The organism is Actinacidiphila yanglinensis (genome assembly GCF_900107965.1).
GTDB classification, from domain to species: Bacteria; Actinomycetota; Actinomycetes; order Streptomycetales; family Streptomycetaceae; genus Actinacidiphila; species Actinacidiphila yanglinensis.
In genome coordinates this window covers 223,536-239,553 of record NZ_FNVU01000002.1, presented here as the reverse complement: position 1 = coordinate 239,553, position 16,018 = coordinate 223,536, and the positions used below count along the sequence as shown (strand labels likewise).

12 protein-coding genes are annotated in these 16,018 nt (G+C 74.0%); 3 read left to right on the top strand and 9 right to left on the bottom strand.

All coding sequences use genetic code 11. The features are described 5' to 3' along the window. Positions 1 to 5: 5 nt before the first annotated feature. Positions 6 to 3,020 carry a lysylphosphatidylglycerol synthase domain-containing protein gene (locus tag C4U44_RS05020; protein ID WP_407642781.1) on the top strand — a complete coding sequence of 1,005 codons (3,015 nt, stop codon included), beginning with the start codon at positions 6 to 8 and terminating at the stop codon, positions 3,018 to 3,020. Positions 3,021 to 3,077: 57 nt separating this feature from the next. On the opposite strand, the gene C4U44_RS05015 is transcribed toward C4U44_RS05020, so the two are convergent. After that, complete coding sequence (locus tag C4U44_RS05015; protein ID WP_235031811.1) at positions 3,078 to 3,653, bottom strand: hypothetical protein; 576 nt, start codon at positions 3,651 to 3,653, stop codon at positions 3,078 to 3,080. A gap of 324 nt (positions 3,654 to 3,977) precedes the next feature. On the opposite strand from C4U44_RS05015, the gene C4U44_RS05010 reads away from it, so the two are divergent. Together C4U44_RS05010 and C4U44_RS05005 are read left to right on the top strand one after the other, a co-directional pair. Continuing rightward, positions 3,978 to 4,643: a hypothetical protein gene (locus C4U44_RS05010; RefSeq protein WP_146088195.1), complete on the top strand. Its 666-nt coding sequence runs from the start codon at positions 3,978 to 3,980 to the stop codon at positions 4,641 to 4,643. Between the two features lie 47 nt (positions 4,644 to 4,690). Then, positions 4,691 to 5,716: a hypothetical protein gene (locus C4U44_RS05005; RefSeq protein WP_146088194.1), complete on the top strand. Its 1,026-nt coding sequence runs from the start codon at positions 4,691 to 4,693 to the stop codon at positions 5,714 to 5,716. Positions 5,717 to 5,833: 117 nt separating this feature from the next. Here C4U44_RS05005 and moeZ read toward each other — a convergent pair whose 3' ends face one another. From moeZ to C4U44_RS04965, 8 genes are all read right to left on the bottom strand, one after another. Further along, on the bottom strand, positions 5,834 to 7,012 hold the full coding sequence (moeZ, locus tag C4U44_RS05000; RefSeq protein ID WP_103884379.1) for an adenylyltransferase/sulfurtransferase MoeZ: 1,179 nt from the start codon (positions 7,010 to 7,012) through the stop codon (positions 5,834 to 5,836). Between the two features lie 136 nt (positions 7,013 to 7,148). After that, positions 7,149 to 8,054: a spherulation-specific family 4 protein gene (locus C4U44_RS04995; protein ID WP_235031810.1), complete on the bottom strand. Its 906-nt coding sequence runs from the start codon at positions 8,052 to 8,054 to the stop codon at positions 7,149 to 7,151. Continuing rightward, entirely contained in the window at positions 8,042 to 8,944 is a 903-nt protein-coding gene (locus C4U44_RS04990; protein ID WP_103884378.1) for an NAD-dependent epimerase/dehydratase family protein, read from the bottom strand. The genes C4U44_RS04995 and C4U44_RS04990 overlap by 13 nt, the downstream gene beginning before the upstream one ends. A gap of 298 nt (positions 8,945 to 9,242) precedes the next feature. Then, entirely contained in the window at positions 9,243 to 10,424 is a 1,182-nt protein-coding gene (locus C4U44_RS04985; RefSeq protein WP_103884377.1) for a hypothetical protein, read from the bottom strand. A gap of 8 nt (positions 10,425 to 10,432) precedes the next feature. Beyond that, on the bottom strand, positions 10,433 to 12,085 hold the full coding sequence (locus C4U44_RS04980; RefSeq protein ID WP_103884376.1) for a DUF3492 domain-containing protein: 1,653 nt from the start codon (positions 12,083 to 12,085) through the stop codon (positions 10,433 to 10,435). Between the two features lie 192 nt (positions 12,086 to 12,277). Next, on the bottom strand, positions 12,278 to 13,960 hold the full coding sequence (locus tag C4U44_RS04975; RefSeq protein ID WP_103884375.1) for an ABC transporter ATP-binding protein: 1,683 nt from the start codon (positions 13,958 to 13,960) through the stop codon (positions 12,278 to 12,280). Next, positions 13,957 to 14,946 carry an ABC transporter permease gene (locus C4U44_RS04970; protein WP_103884374.1) on the bottom strand — a complete coding sequence of 330 codons (990 nt, stop codon included), beginning with the start codon at positions 14,944 to 14,946 and terminating at the stop codon, positions 13,957 to 13,959. Before C4U44_RS04970 ends, C4U44_RS04975 begins: the two co-directional genes overlap by 4 nt. Beyond that, positions 14,946 to 16,016, bottom strand: a complete 1,071-nt coding sequence (locus C4U44_RS04965; protein WP_103884373.1) for an ABC transporter permease — start codon at positions 16,014 to 16,016, stop codon at positions 14,946 to 14,948. The genes C4U44_RS04970 and C4U44_RS04965 overlap by 1 nt, the downstream gene beginning before the upstream one ends. Positions 16,017 to 16,018 lie beyond the last annotated feature (2 nt).

Below are 16,018 nucleotides of genomic sequence, written 5' to 3'. Positions count from 1 at the left end.
GACTGGTGATACGAGATCAAGAAGAGACGACCGGGGACAAGCAGGGCGCCGACGGAGCGGCAGGAGCCGCCGGCGCCTCCGGAGGGCTGTCCTCGTCCGCCCCGGAGCCGGATGCCGCGGCGCCCGCCGGGAGGCCGGAGCCCGCTGACGGCGCCGAGCAGCCGCCCGCCACCGGGCCGCACGGCTCCCACCGCGTGCCGGAAGAACCCTTCCGATCGGGGTCCGACGCGCTCCTGCGCAGCGAGCCGGTGCCGCCGGACGGCTCCGGGTCGCGGCCCGACGACGGCGAGAGACCGGCGCCCGGCGGCCAGGTGCCGCCCGCCGCCGAACCGCCCCGGAGCGGCTCCCGCGGGGGCCGGCACCGGGAGGACTCGCCACCCGAACCGTCCGGTGCCACCCGGCACGCCGTGTCCGTGGACGAACCGCTGCTCGCCGCCCGGGTGCACCGCCCCGCCGACCTGGTGCGCTTCATCATGGGGCTGCTGGGCATCGGCGTGGTGCTGGCCGTCGCGGGCTTCGCGCACGCCACCACCAACGGTGTCGAGACCGACATCAGCAAGGGCGCCGAGCGCGCCCCCGACTTCTTCTCGTCGTTCACCGGCACCACCGCGAGCGTGGCGGTGCTGATCGTGCCCGTGGCGTTCGCCGTGGAGCGGCTGATCAAGCGCGACGGGCTGCGGATCGCGGACGGCGTGCTCGCGGCGGTCCTGGCCCACGGCGCCGCGCTCGCCACCGACCTGTGGGTCACCAACGGCGCCCCCGACCCGATCCGCGACGCGCTCTCGCACGGCGCTCCGAGCGGCCTGGGCATGACCGACCCGGTGCAGGGCTACCTCGCCCCGGTGATCGCGTACGTCACCGCCTCCGGCATGGCCAGACGCCCGCGCTGGCGGGTCGCCCTGTGGGTCGTGCTGCTGCTGGACGCGTTCGCGGTGCTGGTCGGCGGGTACACCACGCCCTTCTCGATCGCACTGACCCTGCTGATCGGGTGGACCGTCGCCAACGGCACGATCTACGCGGTCGGCTCGCCGAATGTCCGCCCCACCGGCCAGAACCTGCTGGCGGGCCTGCGCCGGGTCGGGTTCGCGCCGCTGACCGCGCGCCGCGTGGTGGAGGAGGGCCCGGAGAGCGCGGACTCCGACCGCGGCCGCGGCTACCTGGTCACCCTGGAGGACGGCCCGCCGCTGGACGTGACGGTGGTGGACCGCGAGCAGCAGGCGCACGGCTTCTTCTACCGGGCCTGGCGGCGGCTGTCGCTGGTCGGCGGCATCACGCAGCGCCGCAGCCTGCTGTCCCTGCGCCAGGCGCTGGAGCAGGAGGCGCTGCTCGCGTACGCGGCGATCGCCGCGGGGGCCAACGCGCCGAAGCTGATCGCCACCTCCGAACTGGGCCCGGACGCCGTGATGCTGGTCTATGAGCACATCGGCGGCCGGCAGCTGGACGCGCTGAAGGACGAGGAGATCACCGACGCCCTGATGCGCGAGGCGTGGACGCAGGTGCGCGCCCTGCAGTCGCGGCGGATCGCCCACCGGCGGCTGGTCGGCGAGTCGCTGCTGGTGGACCGCAACGGACGGGTCTTCCTCACCGACCTGCGCGGTGGCGAGATCGCCTCGGGCGACATCGTGCTGCGGATGGACATCGCGCAGTTGCTGACCACGATGGCGCTGCGGGTCGGGCCCGAGCGGGCGGTCGCGGCGGCGCTGTCGGTGCTCGGCCCGGACGCGGCGGCCGCGTCGCTGCCCCTGCTCCAGCCGATCGCGCTGAGCCGTTCCACCCGCGGCCAGCTGAAGATGCTCAACCGGGAACGCGCGCAACGGGAGCGGGATGCCGTGCTCGCCACGCTGGCCGCGGACAAGGAGGCCAGGGAACGCAGCCGGACGCACCCCGCGCGCGACCCGGCGGCGGCCGAGCAGGCCGGCCCGCCCACGGCGCAGGCCAAGGCGCAGTCGAAGGCCGAGCGGAAGGCCGAGAGCAAGGCGGAGAAGCGCGCGATGGAGGACGCGCTGGAGGAGATCCGCGAGGAGGACCTGCTGTCGCGGATCCGGCAGCAGGTGCTGCTGATCCGCCCGCAGGCGCCGGTGGAGCCGGTGCGGCTGGAGCGGATCAAGCCGCGCACCCTCATCACGGTCATCGCGGGCGCCTTCGCCGCGTACTTCCTGCTCTCCCAGCTGTCGTCGGTGCCGATCGGCCACGCCATCGTGCACGCGGACTGGCAGTGGGCGATGGTCGCGGTGCTCGCCTCCGCGGCCAGTTACGTCGCCGCGGCCGGCGCGCTGTCCGGTTTCGTGCCGGAGCGGCTGTCGTGGATGCGGACGGTGATGGCGCAGGTCGCCGGGTCGTTCGTGAAGCTGGTGGCACCCGCCGCGGTCGGCGGGGTGGCGCTGAACACCCGCTACCTCCAGAAGGCGGGGGTCCGGCCGGGCCTCGCGGTGGCCAGCGTCGGCGCCTCGCAACTGGTCGGGCTCGGTTCGCACATCGTGCTGCTGATGGCGTTCGGTTTCATCACGGGCACCGAGAAGACGCCGTCGCTGTCCCCCTCCAGGACCGTCATCGCCGGGCTGCTGACCGCCGGCGTGCTCGTCCTGGTGGTCACCGCGGTGCCCGCGCTGCGCAAGTTCGTCTCGACCCGGGTGCGGGCGCTGTTCGCCGGTGTCGTGCCGCGCATGCTGGACGTGCTGCAGCGCCCGGGGAAGCTGGTCACCGGCATCGGCGGCACCCTGATGGTGACGGTGACCTTCGTGGCCTGCCTGGACGGGTGCGTGCAGGCCTTCGACGGGCATCTGAGCTTCGCGACGGTCGCGGTGGTCTACCTCGCGGGCAACGCGCTGGGGTCCGCCGCGCCGACGCCGGGCGGGGTCGGCGCGGTCGAACTGGCCCTGACCGGTGGTCTGATCGCGGCCGGGCTGCCGAAGGAGGTGGCCACCCCGGCGGTGCTCTTCTTCCGGCTGCTGACCTTCTGGCTGCCGGTGCTGCCGGGCTGGCTGGCGTTCACGCACCTCACCCGCAAAGGGGAGTTGTAGCGCCCGGGCGGCCCGCACCCGTGCCGGTCGTGGCGCACGGGCGCCACGACCGACCGTTCACTGCTCCTCGATGTCCGAGATCTGCTGCGTCGCCAGGTCCGACTGGACCTTCAGGTACGTGTAGTCGGGGTGGGCCGCGCTGCCCCAGGTCAGCCGGACGACGCTGAAGGCGTGGCCGGCGCCGCTGCCGTCGGCCGTGACCTGCCAGCCCGTGGGCGTGTCCTGCGCGCGCAGCACACCGTCGGCGTGCTGGGCGGCCTCCCAGGAGGCGAGCTTCGTGCGCAGCCCGCTGGTGAGGAAGTGCTGGCGCAGGTCGTTGCGCAGGTCGTCGTTGCGCGCGTCCCACGCCACGTCGATGTAGGTGCCGTAGAAGTCCGCCACGTGGCCGACGGTCGACTGCGGGTCGCCCGAGCGGATGGTCGTGCCGGCCTGCGGGGTGGCGGCGCCGGTGGTGTGGTCGCCGTGCACGGCGCCCGCGGAATGGGCGGGTGCGGCGGGCCGGGTGTCGCGCGTGGTGTCCGCCCGGGCGGCGGCCGCGGGTGCGGCGACCGCGAGGCCGAGCGCGACGGCGGTGAGGGCGAACCGGCGCACGGGGCGGGCGTGCGCGCGGTCGCGGATATGGATGCGCTGCATGGATGTCCGACCTTTCAGGAGATGTATCCGAATAGACAACTCTTATCCGATAAGGGATCTGACGGCTCGTAAGACCCCTTGTGTCCTGGAAGGGTTGTCTTGCATTTGGGGGGAATCGGTGAACGCCGCCCGAACACCGCCGCCTACCACGCCATCTGACCGCGTGACATGTCCGTGACCGAATGCGCACAGAACCGCGCTCGCCTCGCACCCTCGTGTGTCGCTACGGTGGAGATCCGGACACGGGGGCCGGATTTCGGGTGCGCGGGTCGTTGCGCGAACCCGGCGGGCTCCCTTGCGACGAATAACGGGGAGCGTCGAACCATGCGAGTCCGCACCGCAGTGACCGCCGCCGCGCTGGGGACGGCCGCCGTCCTCACCCTGACGGCGTGCGGCGGCTCGGGGGGCGGCGACGACAAGATCCAGGCGCCGACGAGCACATCGGCACCGGCGCCGGCACCGACGACGAAGTCGCCGGCGAGCACCTCCCGGATCACCGTCGACCCCAGTGTGAAGCTCCCCGCCGACCTCACCCTCGACTTCGACTGGCCGGCGCCGAGCGACCCCACGCAGAACGCGGCGCTCACCGCCACCGCGAACTTCATGCAGTCGATGGTGCTCGGCGTCGTCGAGCAGAACCCGAAGGCCGCGCCGCTGTCCGGGTTCTCCACCGACGGCGCGCTCACCTACGCGAAGACCTACGTGCAGAACCACGTCGCGGCGAAGCGCACCCTGACCGGCACGGACGACTTCTACCGCCCGGTCGTCAAGCTCGCCGCCAAGAACACGGTCGCCGAAGTCACCTTCTGCGAGAACGACGCGAAGCTCTACGCCAAGGACGTCGCGACCGGCAAGGTCGATATCACCCCGGCCGGTGACGACAGTTACACGTCGTACGACATCGTCCTGGCCAAGGCCCCGGCGAAAGCGGAGTTGTGGCAGGCGCGATCCGTCTCCTACACAGAGAAGGCCGTGGAATGCCAGCAGTGAGGACAGCCGCGAGATGGGGGCGGGCCGTACCGGTCGCGATGCTGATCGTGGCCGCTTCAGCCGCGCCCGGATACGCCCATGACACGACGCAGAAGCCGGCGTCCACGAAGACCTCGGGCAGCAGCGACAAGGGCACCATCGGTGCCGGCGCGGGAATCGTGACCCTCACCTACCCCTCCGGCTCGCCCGGCGGCGGCTCGCACACCATCACGTCGGTGGCCGCGAACTGGACGCCGCCGCCCTGCTGGATCGGCCCGATCGCCGACCCGGTGACCTTCAAGAAGGACGTCCTCGCGGGTGTGAAGGCGACCGACGTCCCGGGCCAGGCGAACTACGCCATGGAGGCGATGGACCAGTACCAGCGGCACTTCGACAGCAACTACACCTGGAGCGGCAGCGGGAAGGGCTACAAGGACTTCAACGTCGACCAGCAGGGGAAGGGGCTGTTCTGGGGCCCGGTGGAGAACCCGAACGCCCCCGACAGCCTGGCGAAGTTCTCCTGCAACGGCACCATCCCGTTCTACGTCCCCAACGGGAAGACGCCGCCCGCCGGGACGCCCGACGTGATCACGCCCGAGATGCTGTCGAGGATCGCGTACGCCCACACGAAGGTTCCGGGGGTGACGGTCAGGACGAACCCGGTGAACGTGCAGACGGTCAACCTGCCCACCTGGGTGCGGCTGACGGAGAACTACACCCCGGTCTCGGTCCGGGCCTCGGTCGACATCGGCGGCGGCGCGCAGATCTGGGCGCAGACCACGGCGACCGCGGCGAGCGTGCACATCGACCCGGGCACCTCCGACGCCACGGTCCACCCGGCCTCCGGCGACTGCCCGATCGGGGCGAACGGCACGGTCGGCGCGGACTACAACGGCGACCCGAAGGCCGATCCGCCCTGCGGCGTGACCTACCGCCACTCGACCGACGCCACCGGGCCGTACAAGCTCGACGTCACCGCCACCTGGAAGGTGAGCTGGACCGGGTCCGGCGGCAGCGGAGAGCCGCTGCCCGACGGCCGCGTGGAGCAGCCCACCATGGTGACGGTGCAGGAGATCCAGTCCGTGAACCGCTGAGCCCCGCTGGCGTGGATGCAGGCATGCGTAAGGGGCGGCACCTCAGGGTGCCGCCCCTTACGCGTCCGTCGCCTCGCGCGTCGTCGACCGCGGTGCGCGTCCGACGATGCGAGCGGTCTAGTAGACCGGCTTGTCCGGCTCGATCGTGTTGACCCAGCCGATGACGCCGCCGCCGACATGCACGGCGTCGGAGAAGCCCGCGGACTTCAGCACGGCCAGCACCTCGGCGCTGCGGACGCCGGTCTTGCAGTGCAGCACGATCCGCTTGTCCTGCGGGAGGTGCTCGAGGGCCGAGCCCATCAGGAACTCGTTCTTCGGGATGAGCTTCGCGCCGGGGATCGACACGATCTCGTACTCGTTCGGCTCGCGGACGTCGATGATCTCGATGTTCTCGCCGTCGTCGATCCACTCCTTGAGCTGCTTCGGAGTGATCGTGGAGCCGAGCGCGGCCTCTTGAGCCTCCTCGGAGACGACGCCGCAGAACGCCTCGTAGTCGATGAGCTCGGTGACGGTCGGGTGCTCACCGCACACCGCGCAGTTCGGGTCCTTGCGGACCTTGACCTGGCGGTAGGTCATCTCCAGGGCGTCGTAGATCATCAGCCGGCCGACCAGCGGGTCGCCGACACCGGCCAGCACCTTGATCGCCTCGGTGACCTGGATCGAGCCGATCGAGGCGCACAGCACGCCGAGGACGCCGCCCTCGGCGCAGGAGGGCACCATGCCGGGGGGCGGGGGCTCCGGGTACAGGCAGCGGTAGCAGGGGCCGTACTCGGACCAGAAGACCGACGCCTGACCGTCGAAGCGGTAGATCGACCCCCAGACGTACGGCTTGTTGAGCAGCACGCAGGCGTCGTTGACCAGGTAGCGGGTGGCGAAGTTGTCCGTGCCGTCGACGATCAGGTCGTACTGCGCGAAGATCTCCATCACGTTCTCGGCCTCGAGCCGCTCTTCGTGCAGGATCACGTTCACGTACGGGTTGATGCCCTTGACGGTGTCCCGGGCGGACTCGGCCTTCGAGCGGCCGATGTCGGCCTGGCTGTGGATGATCTGGCGTTGCAGGTTCGACTCGTCGACCTCGTCGAACTCGACGATGCCCAGCGTGCCGACGCCCGCCGCCGCCAGGTACATCAGCGCGGGCGAGCCGAGGCCGCCGGCCCCGACGCACAGCACCTTCGCGTTCTTCAGCCGCTTCTGCCCGTCCATCCCGACATCCGGGATGATCAGGTGACGCGAGTACCTGCGGACCTCGTCAACGGTGAGTTCGGTGGCCGGCTCGACCAGGGGTGGCAGCGACACAGGGACCTCAGCAATACGGTTGGGTAGGTCATCAGACGATCGGTGCGGGCAGTCGCCCGCACATCCTGGCCTTGTAACACTGCCACGCCCTCCTTCATTCCAAGACACCCGGTCCGAGGGCCGAGACGGCTTCCGGTCACATGCTGGGCGACGGCTCCTCCCGCACCCGGCGGACCGCCTCGCTCCAGTAGCCGGCCAGGCCCGCCCACGGGTCCGCGCCGTCCCGGTCCGTACGGTCGGTCATGTACACGGTGCCCGCACCCTGCCAGCGCGCGATCCGCAGCGCGGCGTCCAGATGGGTCGCGGGCAGCCCGTGCACCAGGTGCGCGAACAGCCCCGGCGGGTAGGCCGCCGTCCACTGCGGCACCTCCGACCACCGGTAGCGCGTCCACGGCCCGGCGAAGACCACCAGCTGGTCGGCGAACTCGGCATAGCCGGGGTAGGGGTGGGCGCCCGGCGCGAGCACCACCCGGCCGCCGTCGGGCAGCAGCGCCCGCAGGGTCGCGGCGGTCCGGCGGCACTCGGCGGTCTCGGCCCGCAGCGTCGGCGCCCGGTCGAGGTAGAAGCCGTCCACCCGGTACCAGTCCAGGTAGCGGGAGGCATCGGTGACCAGCTCGCCGTACGGCCTGGTGCCGTAGACCGCGTCCAGGCGTCCGAGGAGCGGGACGCCGTTCTCACGGACGCGGCCGAGCGCTTCCGCGTAGAGCGGGTCCGAGCGGCTGCCGGGCCCGGCGGAGACGTCGAAGGCGGCCCAGTCCACCGGCGCTCCCGGCCGGGCCAGCTCGGCCCACTCCGCCGGCGCGACCAGCGGGTGCGCGAACAGCGGCACCCCGAAGCCGGTGCGCGCCCCGGGAACGGGAGACCCGGCACCGGACCGGCCGGCACCCGCCCGCCCGGGCCCCGGACGGTCGGGCGAGGGCCGGTCGGCACCGGGACGGTCGGAGGAGGCCGGCTCGGATGGGGCCGGCTCGGAGGGCGGCGGATCGGACGCCGGGCGCGGGGTGGGCCCGCTCCGGGTGCCGGCCGGGTTCAGACGCGGCATGCCGCCTCCATCCAGACGTCGGCCAGCGACTCCTCCAGGCCGATCCGGGGCCGCCAGCCGAGCCGGTCGCGGGCGGTGCGCACGTCGGCCTGCTGCCAGGGGCCGCAGCCGTCCGGGTACGGCGCGGCGTGCGGCGGGTCCTCCAGCTCGCGGAGGTTGCCGTCGTACCCCGCGACGTGCGCGAGCGCCGCGGCCATGTCCCGCATCCGCACCGCGCGCCCGCTGCCGATGTTCACCACGCCCTGCGCGGCCGACAGCGACGCGGCGTGCACGGCCCGGGCCACGTCGCGCACGTCCACGAAGTCGCGCTGCGCGCTCAGGCCGCCGAGCTTCAACTCGCCGTCGCCGTTCTGCATCGAGCGGCGCAGCGCCTCCGCGAGCCGGCCCAGCGGCGCCCCGGTCGGGGTGCCCGGCCCGACGGGGCTGAACACCCGCAGCACCACGGCGTCCAGGCCCGACCCGAGCACCAGCTCGGTCGCGGCGAGCTTGCTCACGCCGTACGGGCCGCCCGGCCGCGGTGAGGCGTCCTCGCCGGTGGAGGAGCCGACCGGCGAGGGCCCGTACTCCGATCCGCAGCCGACCTGCACCAGCCGGGCCGCCACTGTGCTGCGGCGCAGCGCCTCGCAGACGGTCGCCACGGCCACGATGTTCTGCCGGGTGAGGTCGCGAGCGTTGCCCCGGGTGGAGCCGGCACAGTTGACCACCACCCCCGGGTGGACCGCGTCGAGGAAGCGCGACAGCACCCCCGGCGCGCCGGTGGCGAGGTCGAACCGCACGTCGGCGTCGTCGCTGCGGCCCAGCGCGGTCAACTGGCAGGCGGGATCGGCCAGCAGGCGTTCCGCGACGTGCCGGCCGATGAAGCCGTCGGCCCCGAGCAGCAGCACTCTCATCGCGCACCCCACGGAGTCCGGGGGGACGCTGCCGTACGGCCCTCCACCGGCTCGGGTGCCGGCCAGGCGGGCGGGACGGGGATCGCGAAGGGGCCGACGGGCACGGTCGCCCAGGGTGGCGCGGCCGGCGGGCGGCCCTCCGGACGTCCGGCTCCCGGTGTCCGGGCTGCGGGTGCCTCCAGCGTTTCCGGTGCTCCGGGTGCTCCGGACGCTTCCGGCGATTCCGAGGTGGGAGCGGCGGGCGCGGTGGGCGGTCGGTGCGAGGTCACGAGGGTTCTCCTGGTTGGTGGTACGGACGTCAGGTGCGATGGGCCGAGGCCCGCGGCACGAGGTGCAGCGCGTGCGCGGCCAGGGCCAGGGCGGCGCCGCCGCAGGCGACGGCTTCGGCCGGGCCGGCCGGGAGCAGCGCCGTCAGCGCGGCCTGCGCGGCGACGGCGGCGGCGAGGCCCGCGGCGGCGGTACGGGGCGCGCCGTGCACCGCCAGCAGCCGGGCGGCGAACAGCAGCGCGCCCACGGCCGAGCCGCGGAACGAGCCGAGGACGGCGAGCAGGACCAGCAGGGTCGCGGCGTATCCGGCCAGCGCCGCGATCAGCCGGGGCCGGACCGCGTCGGCGAAGTCCGCGAGGCCGTGGCTGGGCGTGAGTTGGGCGCGGGCGCTCCCCGCGAACCACCGGGCGAGGCCGGCCGCGGGCAGCAGGGTCAGGGCGAGGACGGCGAGGGTCCCGGTACCGATCGGGTCCGGGCCGCACCTGGCCAGGGCGAGCAGCGCGACGGCGCACAGGGCCGCCACGACGCCGCGCGGGGCGTGCGCGGGGGTGCGTAACGGCCCCCGGCGCAGCGCGGGCCACGCGGTCGCGGCGAGTGCTCCGACCGCGACCGGACCGGGCGCGTGCAGGGCCGCGGCCAGGATGCAGCCGAGGCCGGGCAGCAGGTGCAGCCCGAGGTCGCGGGCGCCGGGCCGCAGCGGGGGGCGCGGCTCGGGGGCGGCCGCGCCGCGCGGATGCGTGCGGGGGACGCGGGCGAAGAGTTCCTCCGCGAGCCCGAAGACGTCGCGGTGGCGCAGGCGCCGCGCGTCGACGTCCGTGACACCGCGGGCCTCCAGACCCGCGGTGACCTCCCACACGTCGGCGGCGCCCGCGACCATCGCGTGGTGCAGGTGCATCACCCCGCGGACCGGGTCCGCGGGGCCCCGGCGCCGCGGGAGGGCCCGCGGGTGCGGGTTCCGCCCGTCAGGTCCGCTCCCGGCGCTCTCCCCGCCGTCCCCCGGCGAGGGGTCGCCCGCGGCCGGCCCGGGGGGCGTGTCCGGCCGCGGGTGCGCCCCGTCCTCCCCCGCGCCTCCCCGGGTCCCGTCGGCCGCATCGTCAGGGGCGCCGTCAGGGGCGTCGTCGGGGGCGTGATCGAGGGCCGCGTCCAGCAGGGCCGTGGGGTGGTAAATCGATTCGCCCGAGGTCTGCAGAAGCGATTCGTCCTGAGGTGGCATGAGGACTCCTAGCGGCAGGGGGTGAGGGCTTCCGCGGGGGCGACGAAGGGGCGGGGCGCTCCGGTGGCGTCGTGCAGGGGTTCGCGGGGGACGGGGTGGCGGGCGACGACCGAGAGGTAGGCGTCGCGGAAGGCGTGCACGCAGGTGGTGACGGTGAACAGGGCGAGCGCGCGCTCCCGGGCGGCCGCGCCGAGGCGGGTGGCGCGCTCGGGTCCGCGGAGGAGTTCGAGCGCGGCGTCGGCGAGCGCGCGCGGGTTGCGCGGGGGGACGATCAGCCCGGTGCCGCCGATCACCTCGCGGACCGCGCCGACGTCCGTGGAGACCGTCGGGCGACCGCAGAACATCGCCTCGACCAGGTTGAGCGGGAAGCCCTCGGCGCTGCTGCTGAGCAGGACGACGTCGCCCGCCGCGTAGGCGTCCGCGGGTTCGGGCGCGCCCGGCGAGCCGATCTCCTCGAAGGTGACCGGACTCTCCCCGACGGCATGCGGGTGGGCGGCCTCGTCGGGGAAGAGCTGGGCGGCCAGGCTCCGGCAGTGCCCGAGGTATCCGGCGCAGCGCTCGTCGGTGACGGGCGCGTGGAAGATCCTCAGCCGCGCCTGCGGCTCCTCGGCCTGTATCGCGTGGAAGGCGTGCAGCAGCGCGACGAGGTCCTTCGCGGGGTCCGCCCGGCCGACCCACGCGACGGTGGGGTCGGTGTGCGCGGCGGGCCGCCTCGCCTCCGCCTCCGCCTCCTCCCCGGCCCGGGCGAACCGGCCCGCGTCGATACCGGGGTGGACGGTGCGGATCCGGTCGGCGGGCGCGCCGCAGCGCTCCTGCCAGCGGCGTACGTGGGTGGAGCCGGGCGTGACGAGTGCGGCCTGCCGGTAGGACTCGCCGGCCAGCAGGCGGTGGTAGTCGCCGAGCAGGACGCGTACCGCCGGGGTCAGCCCGGCCGCGCGGTGCGCGAGCAGCGCCTCGCGCACCCGCACCGTGTACTCCGTGACGATCAGCGGCGTGCCGCAGAAGCGCTTGGCCAGCAGCCCCGGCAGCGTGGCCGGCCCGCCGGAGACGGCGTGGCACAGGTCGGCCGAGCCCAGCTCGCCTGGCCCGTACCAGGGCAGGGACAGCGGGCGCAGCTGGTGCTCCAGCAGGGCGGCCACGGCGAGGAGTTCGGTGACGCCGATGTCCCCGAGCAGAGGGCGTACGCCGGGCGCGCGGCAGGCCGCCTCAAGTGCGGTGAGGGCGTCCTCGCTCCGTATCAGCTCGGGCAGTCCGCCGTGTTCGGCGGCCAGTTCGGCGAGGCCGTACAGCCCGGCCGCGAACCGGTCGGCCCGGTCCCGGACCTGGACCGGGCGGCGCCGGTCGGCGCTGTCCGGGGCACCGGCCAGCGCGGCCGCCAGGTCGCCGAAGTGCCAGCGGAACGCGGCCCGCCTGGCCTTGCGTTCGGCCCGGCCGCCGCCGCGCACCGGGGCCGGCGGCTCGCCCCACAGCCGCTCCGCCCTGACCCGCTGGACCGGCGGGGGCGGGTCCACCCGGCCGCCGGCCTCGGTCCGCGGCGACCTGCTGAGCGCGTACACGTCGAAGTCGTGGTGGGCGAGGCCGCGCACCAGGCGGTCGCACCACGCACCTCCTTCACCTCGCGCATACGGGTAACCACCCTCGGTGAGTAGTGCGATGCGCACGAGTGCGCCCCCTCTCGGCGTGCCGGATGTGCGGTCACTGCCGGGTCGGGGTGCTGCGCGGTCCTGCGGCGCGGCGGCTGTACCGGTCCGGCGCGAAGCACGCTATGCCGGGACAACGGTGCTTCGGCGGACGGTTGTCCGCCGAGCCACCAAAAGGGGTGAAGCGTCGTAACTTTCCCGAAGGCCGGACGTTTACCCGACCCGGGGAGCCGGTGCCGGGGTCTCGTCCGGCGCCCGCCGCGCCTCCCTGCGCGCGGCCGACTCGGCCTGGTCCAGCACGGGCACGGCGGCCAGCAGGCCCTTGGTGTAGGGGTCCTGCGGCGACTCGTAGACCTCGTCCACCGTGCCCGTCTCCACGATCCGGCCGTCGCGCATCACCGCGACCCGGTCGCTGACCTGCCGCACCACGGCCAGGTCGTGCGCGACGAACACCAGCGACAGCCCGAGGTCCCGCTGCAACTCGCCCAGCAGGCTCACCACTTGCGCCTGTGTGGTGACGTCCAGCGCCGACACCGGCTCGTCGCACACGACGAGCTTCGGGTCCGGCGCCAACGCCCTGGCGATGCCGACGCGTTGGCGCTGCCCTCCGCTGAACTCGTGCGGATAGCGGTGGTACCAGTCCGGCTCCAGGCCGACCCGCTCCAGCAGGTCCTTCACCTTCGTGACGACGGCCTTGTCGGTCAGCTCGCCGGCCGCGCGCAGCGGGTCGGCGATCGATTCGCCGATGCTGCGGCGGGGGTTGAGCGAGGAGACGGGGTCCTGGAAGACCATCTGCAACTCGCGGCGCAGCGGGCGCAGCGCCCGGTCGCCGAGAGAGGAGATGTCCCTGCCGCGGTAGCGGATCTCGCCCGCGGTCGGGTCCAGCAGGCGGACCAGCATCCGGCCGAGGGTGGTCTTCCCGCTGCCGCTCTCGCCCACCACGCCCACCGTCTCACCGGCGCGCACGGTGAACGTGGCGTCCTGCACGGCGACGACCGTGTTCCGCCCGCGCCCGAACTCCCGGCGCAGGCCGACGGCTTCGAGCAGTACCTCGCCCCGTCCGGAGGGGCCGGGTCCGGCCGCCGGCTGCGCGGACACCCGGTCCGGCGCGGCGTCCACCTGGGGCACCGCCGTCACCAGGGCGCGCGTGTAGGCGTGTTCGGGGGCGCGCAGCACCTCCGCCACCGGACCGTGTTCCACGGCCGAGCCGTTGCGCATGACCAGCAGCCGGTCGACGTTCCCGGCCGCCACCCCGAGGTCGTGGGTGACGAGCAGCAGCGCGAGCCCCTCCTCGGACCGCAGTTCGTGCAGGAGGTCGAGGATCTGCGCCTGGACGGTGACGTCGAGGGCGGTGGTCGGCTCGTCGGCGATGAGCACGCGCGGCTCGCACGCCAGTGCCATGGCGATCAGCGCCCGTTGCCGCATGCCGCCGCTGAACTCGTGCGGCCGGGACCGGGCCCGGCGCGCGGCATCGGGGATGCCGACCCGCCGGAGCACCTCGACGGCCCGGGCCCGGGCGGCGGCCCGTGACACGCGGTGGTGGACCCGGTGGACCTCGGCGATCTGGTCGCCGACGGCGTAGTACGGGTCCAGGGACGACAGCGGGTCCTGGAAGACCATGGCGGCCACCCGGCCGCGCAGCCGCCGCAGTTCCTCGTCGGAGGCGGCGAGCACGTCCGTACCGGCGACCCGCACCGTGCCGGAGACCCGTGCCCCGGTGCCGCGGTGCAGCCCGAGCAGCGCGTACGCGGTCGCGCTCTTGCCGGACCCGGACTCGCCGACCAGGCCGAGCGCCTCGCCCTCGTCGAGGGTGAAGCCGAGCCCGTCGACGGCGGGGACGGCCGCTCCCCCGGTCGGGAACTCCACCCGCAGGTCGGAGACTTCCACCAGCGTCATGTCAGTACCACCCGTCGGTCGGCCACCGCGTACACCACGTCGGCGACCGCGTTCGCGACCACCACGGCGAGCCCCATCACCAGCACGATCCCCACCACCACCGGCAGGTCCTTCAACTGCACCGACTGCACGAGTTGCTGGCCGAGGCCGGGGATGCCGAACAGCGTCTCCGTCAGCAGCGCGCCGCCGAACATGGTGCCCAGGTCCAGGGCGGACAGCGCGATCACCGGGGTGAGCGCGCCGCGCAGCGCGTGCCGCCGGACGATCGCCCCCTCCCGGACGCCGTACGCGCGGAAGGTCCGGATGTGGTCCTCCGCGAGCGTCTCCAGCATCGAACTGCGCGTCAGGCGGGCGTACTTCGCCGCCTCGACCAGCGCGAGCGCGAGCCAGGGCAGCAGCAGGTTCCAGGCCCACTGCTGCGGGTCGTCGGTGAGCGGGACGTACGTCGGGTACGGCAGCCACTGCAGCCAGGAGCAGAAGAGCAGGAGCAGCAGGATGCCGGTGATGAAGACCGGGGTGGCGACGCCGACCAGCGTGAAGCCGGTCAGCAGGCGCTCGACGATCGTGCCGCGCCGCAGGGCGGACAGCAGCCCGGTGCCGATGCCGATGGCCAGCCACAGCACCATCGCGCCCAGCGCCAGCGACGCGGTGGCGGGCAGCCGTTCGGCGATGATGTGGCTGACGAGGTCGCCGGTCCGGTAGGACTGGCCGAGGCAGGGCGCGGCGCAGTGCAGCGTCCCGGCGCCGGTGCTGTAGTCGTGGCCGGCGAGGATGCCCTGCAGGAAGTGCCAGAACTGCACGTACACCGGGTCGTTGAGCCCCATCTGCTCCCTGATCTGCGCGACCGTGGCGGTGGAGCACTTGGGGCCGCAGGCGAGCCGGGCGGCGTCGCCGGGCGCGAGGTAGAACACGGCGTAGAGCACGGCGGCCAGCACGAGCAGGACCAGGACGGCCTGCAGCAGCCGGCGTACGGCGAAGCGGGCCATCACGCGGTGCCGTCCTCGTCGTCCGACGCGGCGTCCGGCACGGCAACCGCCGCTGTGTCCGCCGCCGCTCCCGCCGGTACCGCGGCCACGCGCTCCCGCCGCTTCGTCCCGACCCGCAGCCGGCTGGCCGCACGCGGGTCGAGGGCGACCCGTATCCCGTCCGCGAAGACGGTGAAGGCCAGCACCGTGGCGAAGAGCAGCGCCGCCGGCAGCAGTACGTAGGCGGAGTCGGCCTGGTACCAGGTGGAGGCGGTGGAGAGCATCTGGCCCCATGAGGAGGTGGGCGGGTTGACGCCGATACCGAGGAAGGAGAGCCCGGCCTCGGACGTGATGTTGCTGGGCAGCAGGATCGCCGCGTAGGTGAGCACGGGTGCCACCAGCGAGGGCAGCAACTCCCGCCGTGCGGTGCGCCACGTGCTGGAGCCGGCGAGCCGGGACGCGGCCACGTAGTCCAGCGACTTCTGGGCGAGCACCTGGACCCGGACGATCTTCGCGATGCTGCCCCAGGAGATCAGCCCGAGCACGAGCGCGAGCAGGACCGGCCGGGGGAAGCCGCTCGGCACCACCGCCAGCAGGGCGATGGCGAAGACCAGCGCGGGCAGCGTGACGAACACGTCGGTGATCCGGCTGAGCAGGCCGTCCGCGAAACGGTTGCCGAGCCCTGCGGCGAGCCCGAACGCGCTGCCGATCAGCACCTGGAGCACGGTGGCGCCGATGGCGACCCCCAGCGAGGTGCGGGCACCGTAGACGAGCCGCGCGAACAGGTCGCGGCCGGTGCCGGGTTCGATGCCGAGCCAGTGCTGCGCGCTGACGCCGCCGAAGGAGCCGTAGGGCACCGCGCCGGCCGCCGAGTTCAGCAGGCCGGAGTGGTAGGTGGTGGTGTCCTGGCCCTCGACGGCCGCGAACAGCGGCGCGGCGAGCGCGACCAGGACCAGCAGGACGATGACGACGCCCCCGGCGAGCGCCGCGCGCTGGACGCGCAGCCGTCGCCAGATCTGCCGGGCCCCGGCGGGCGGTGCGGCGGCACCGCCCGCCGCACCGTCCAGGGCCGAGAGGGTTTCGACCGTCACGG

What these genes read in the sequence shown, in the direction of transcription:
- C4U44_RS04970 (WP_103884374.1), bottom strand. Translation starts at nt 14,946, where the DNA reads ATGGCCCGCTTCGCCGTACGCCGGCTGCTGCAGGCCGTCCTGGTCCTG.
- C4U44_RS04990 (WP_103884378.1), bottom strand. Translation starts at nt 8,944, where the DNA reads ATGAGAGTGCTGCTGCTCGGGGCCGACGGCTTCATCGGCCGGCACGTC.
- C4U44_RS04995 (WP_235031810.1), bottom strand. Translation starts at nt 8,054, where the DNA reads ATGCCGCGTCTGAACCCGGCCGGCACCCGGAGCGGGCCCACCCCGCGC.
- C4U44_RS04985 (WP_103884377.1), bottom strand. Translation starts at nt 10,424, where the DNA reads ATGCCACCTCAGGACGAATCGCTTCTGCAGACCTCGGGCGAATCGATT.
- C4U44_RS04975 (WP_103884375.1), bottom strand. Translation starts at nt 13,960, where the DNA reads ATGACGCTGGTGGAAGTCTCCGACCTGCGGGTGGAGTTCCCGACCGGG.
- C4U44_RS05010 (WP_146088195.1), top strand. Translation starts at nt 3,978, where the DNA reads ATGCGAGTCCGCACCGCAGTGACCGCCGCCGCGCTGGGGACGGCCGCC.
- C4U44_RS05015 (WP_235031811.1), bottom strand. Translation starts at nt 3,653, where the DNA reads ATGCAGCGCATCCATATCCGCGACCGCGCGCACGCCCGCCCCGTGCGC.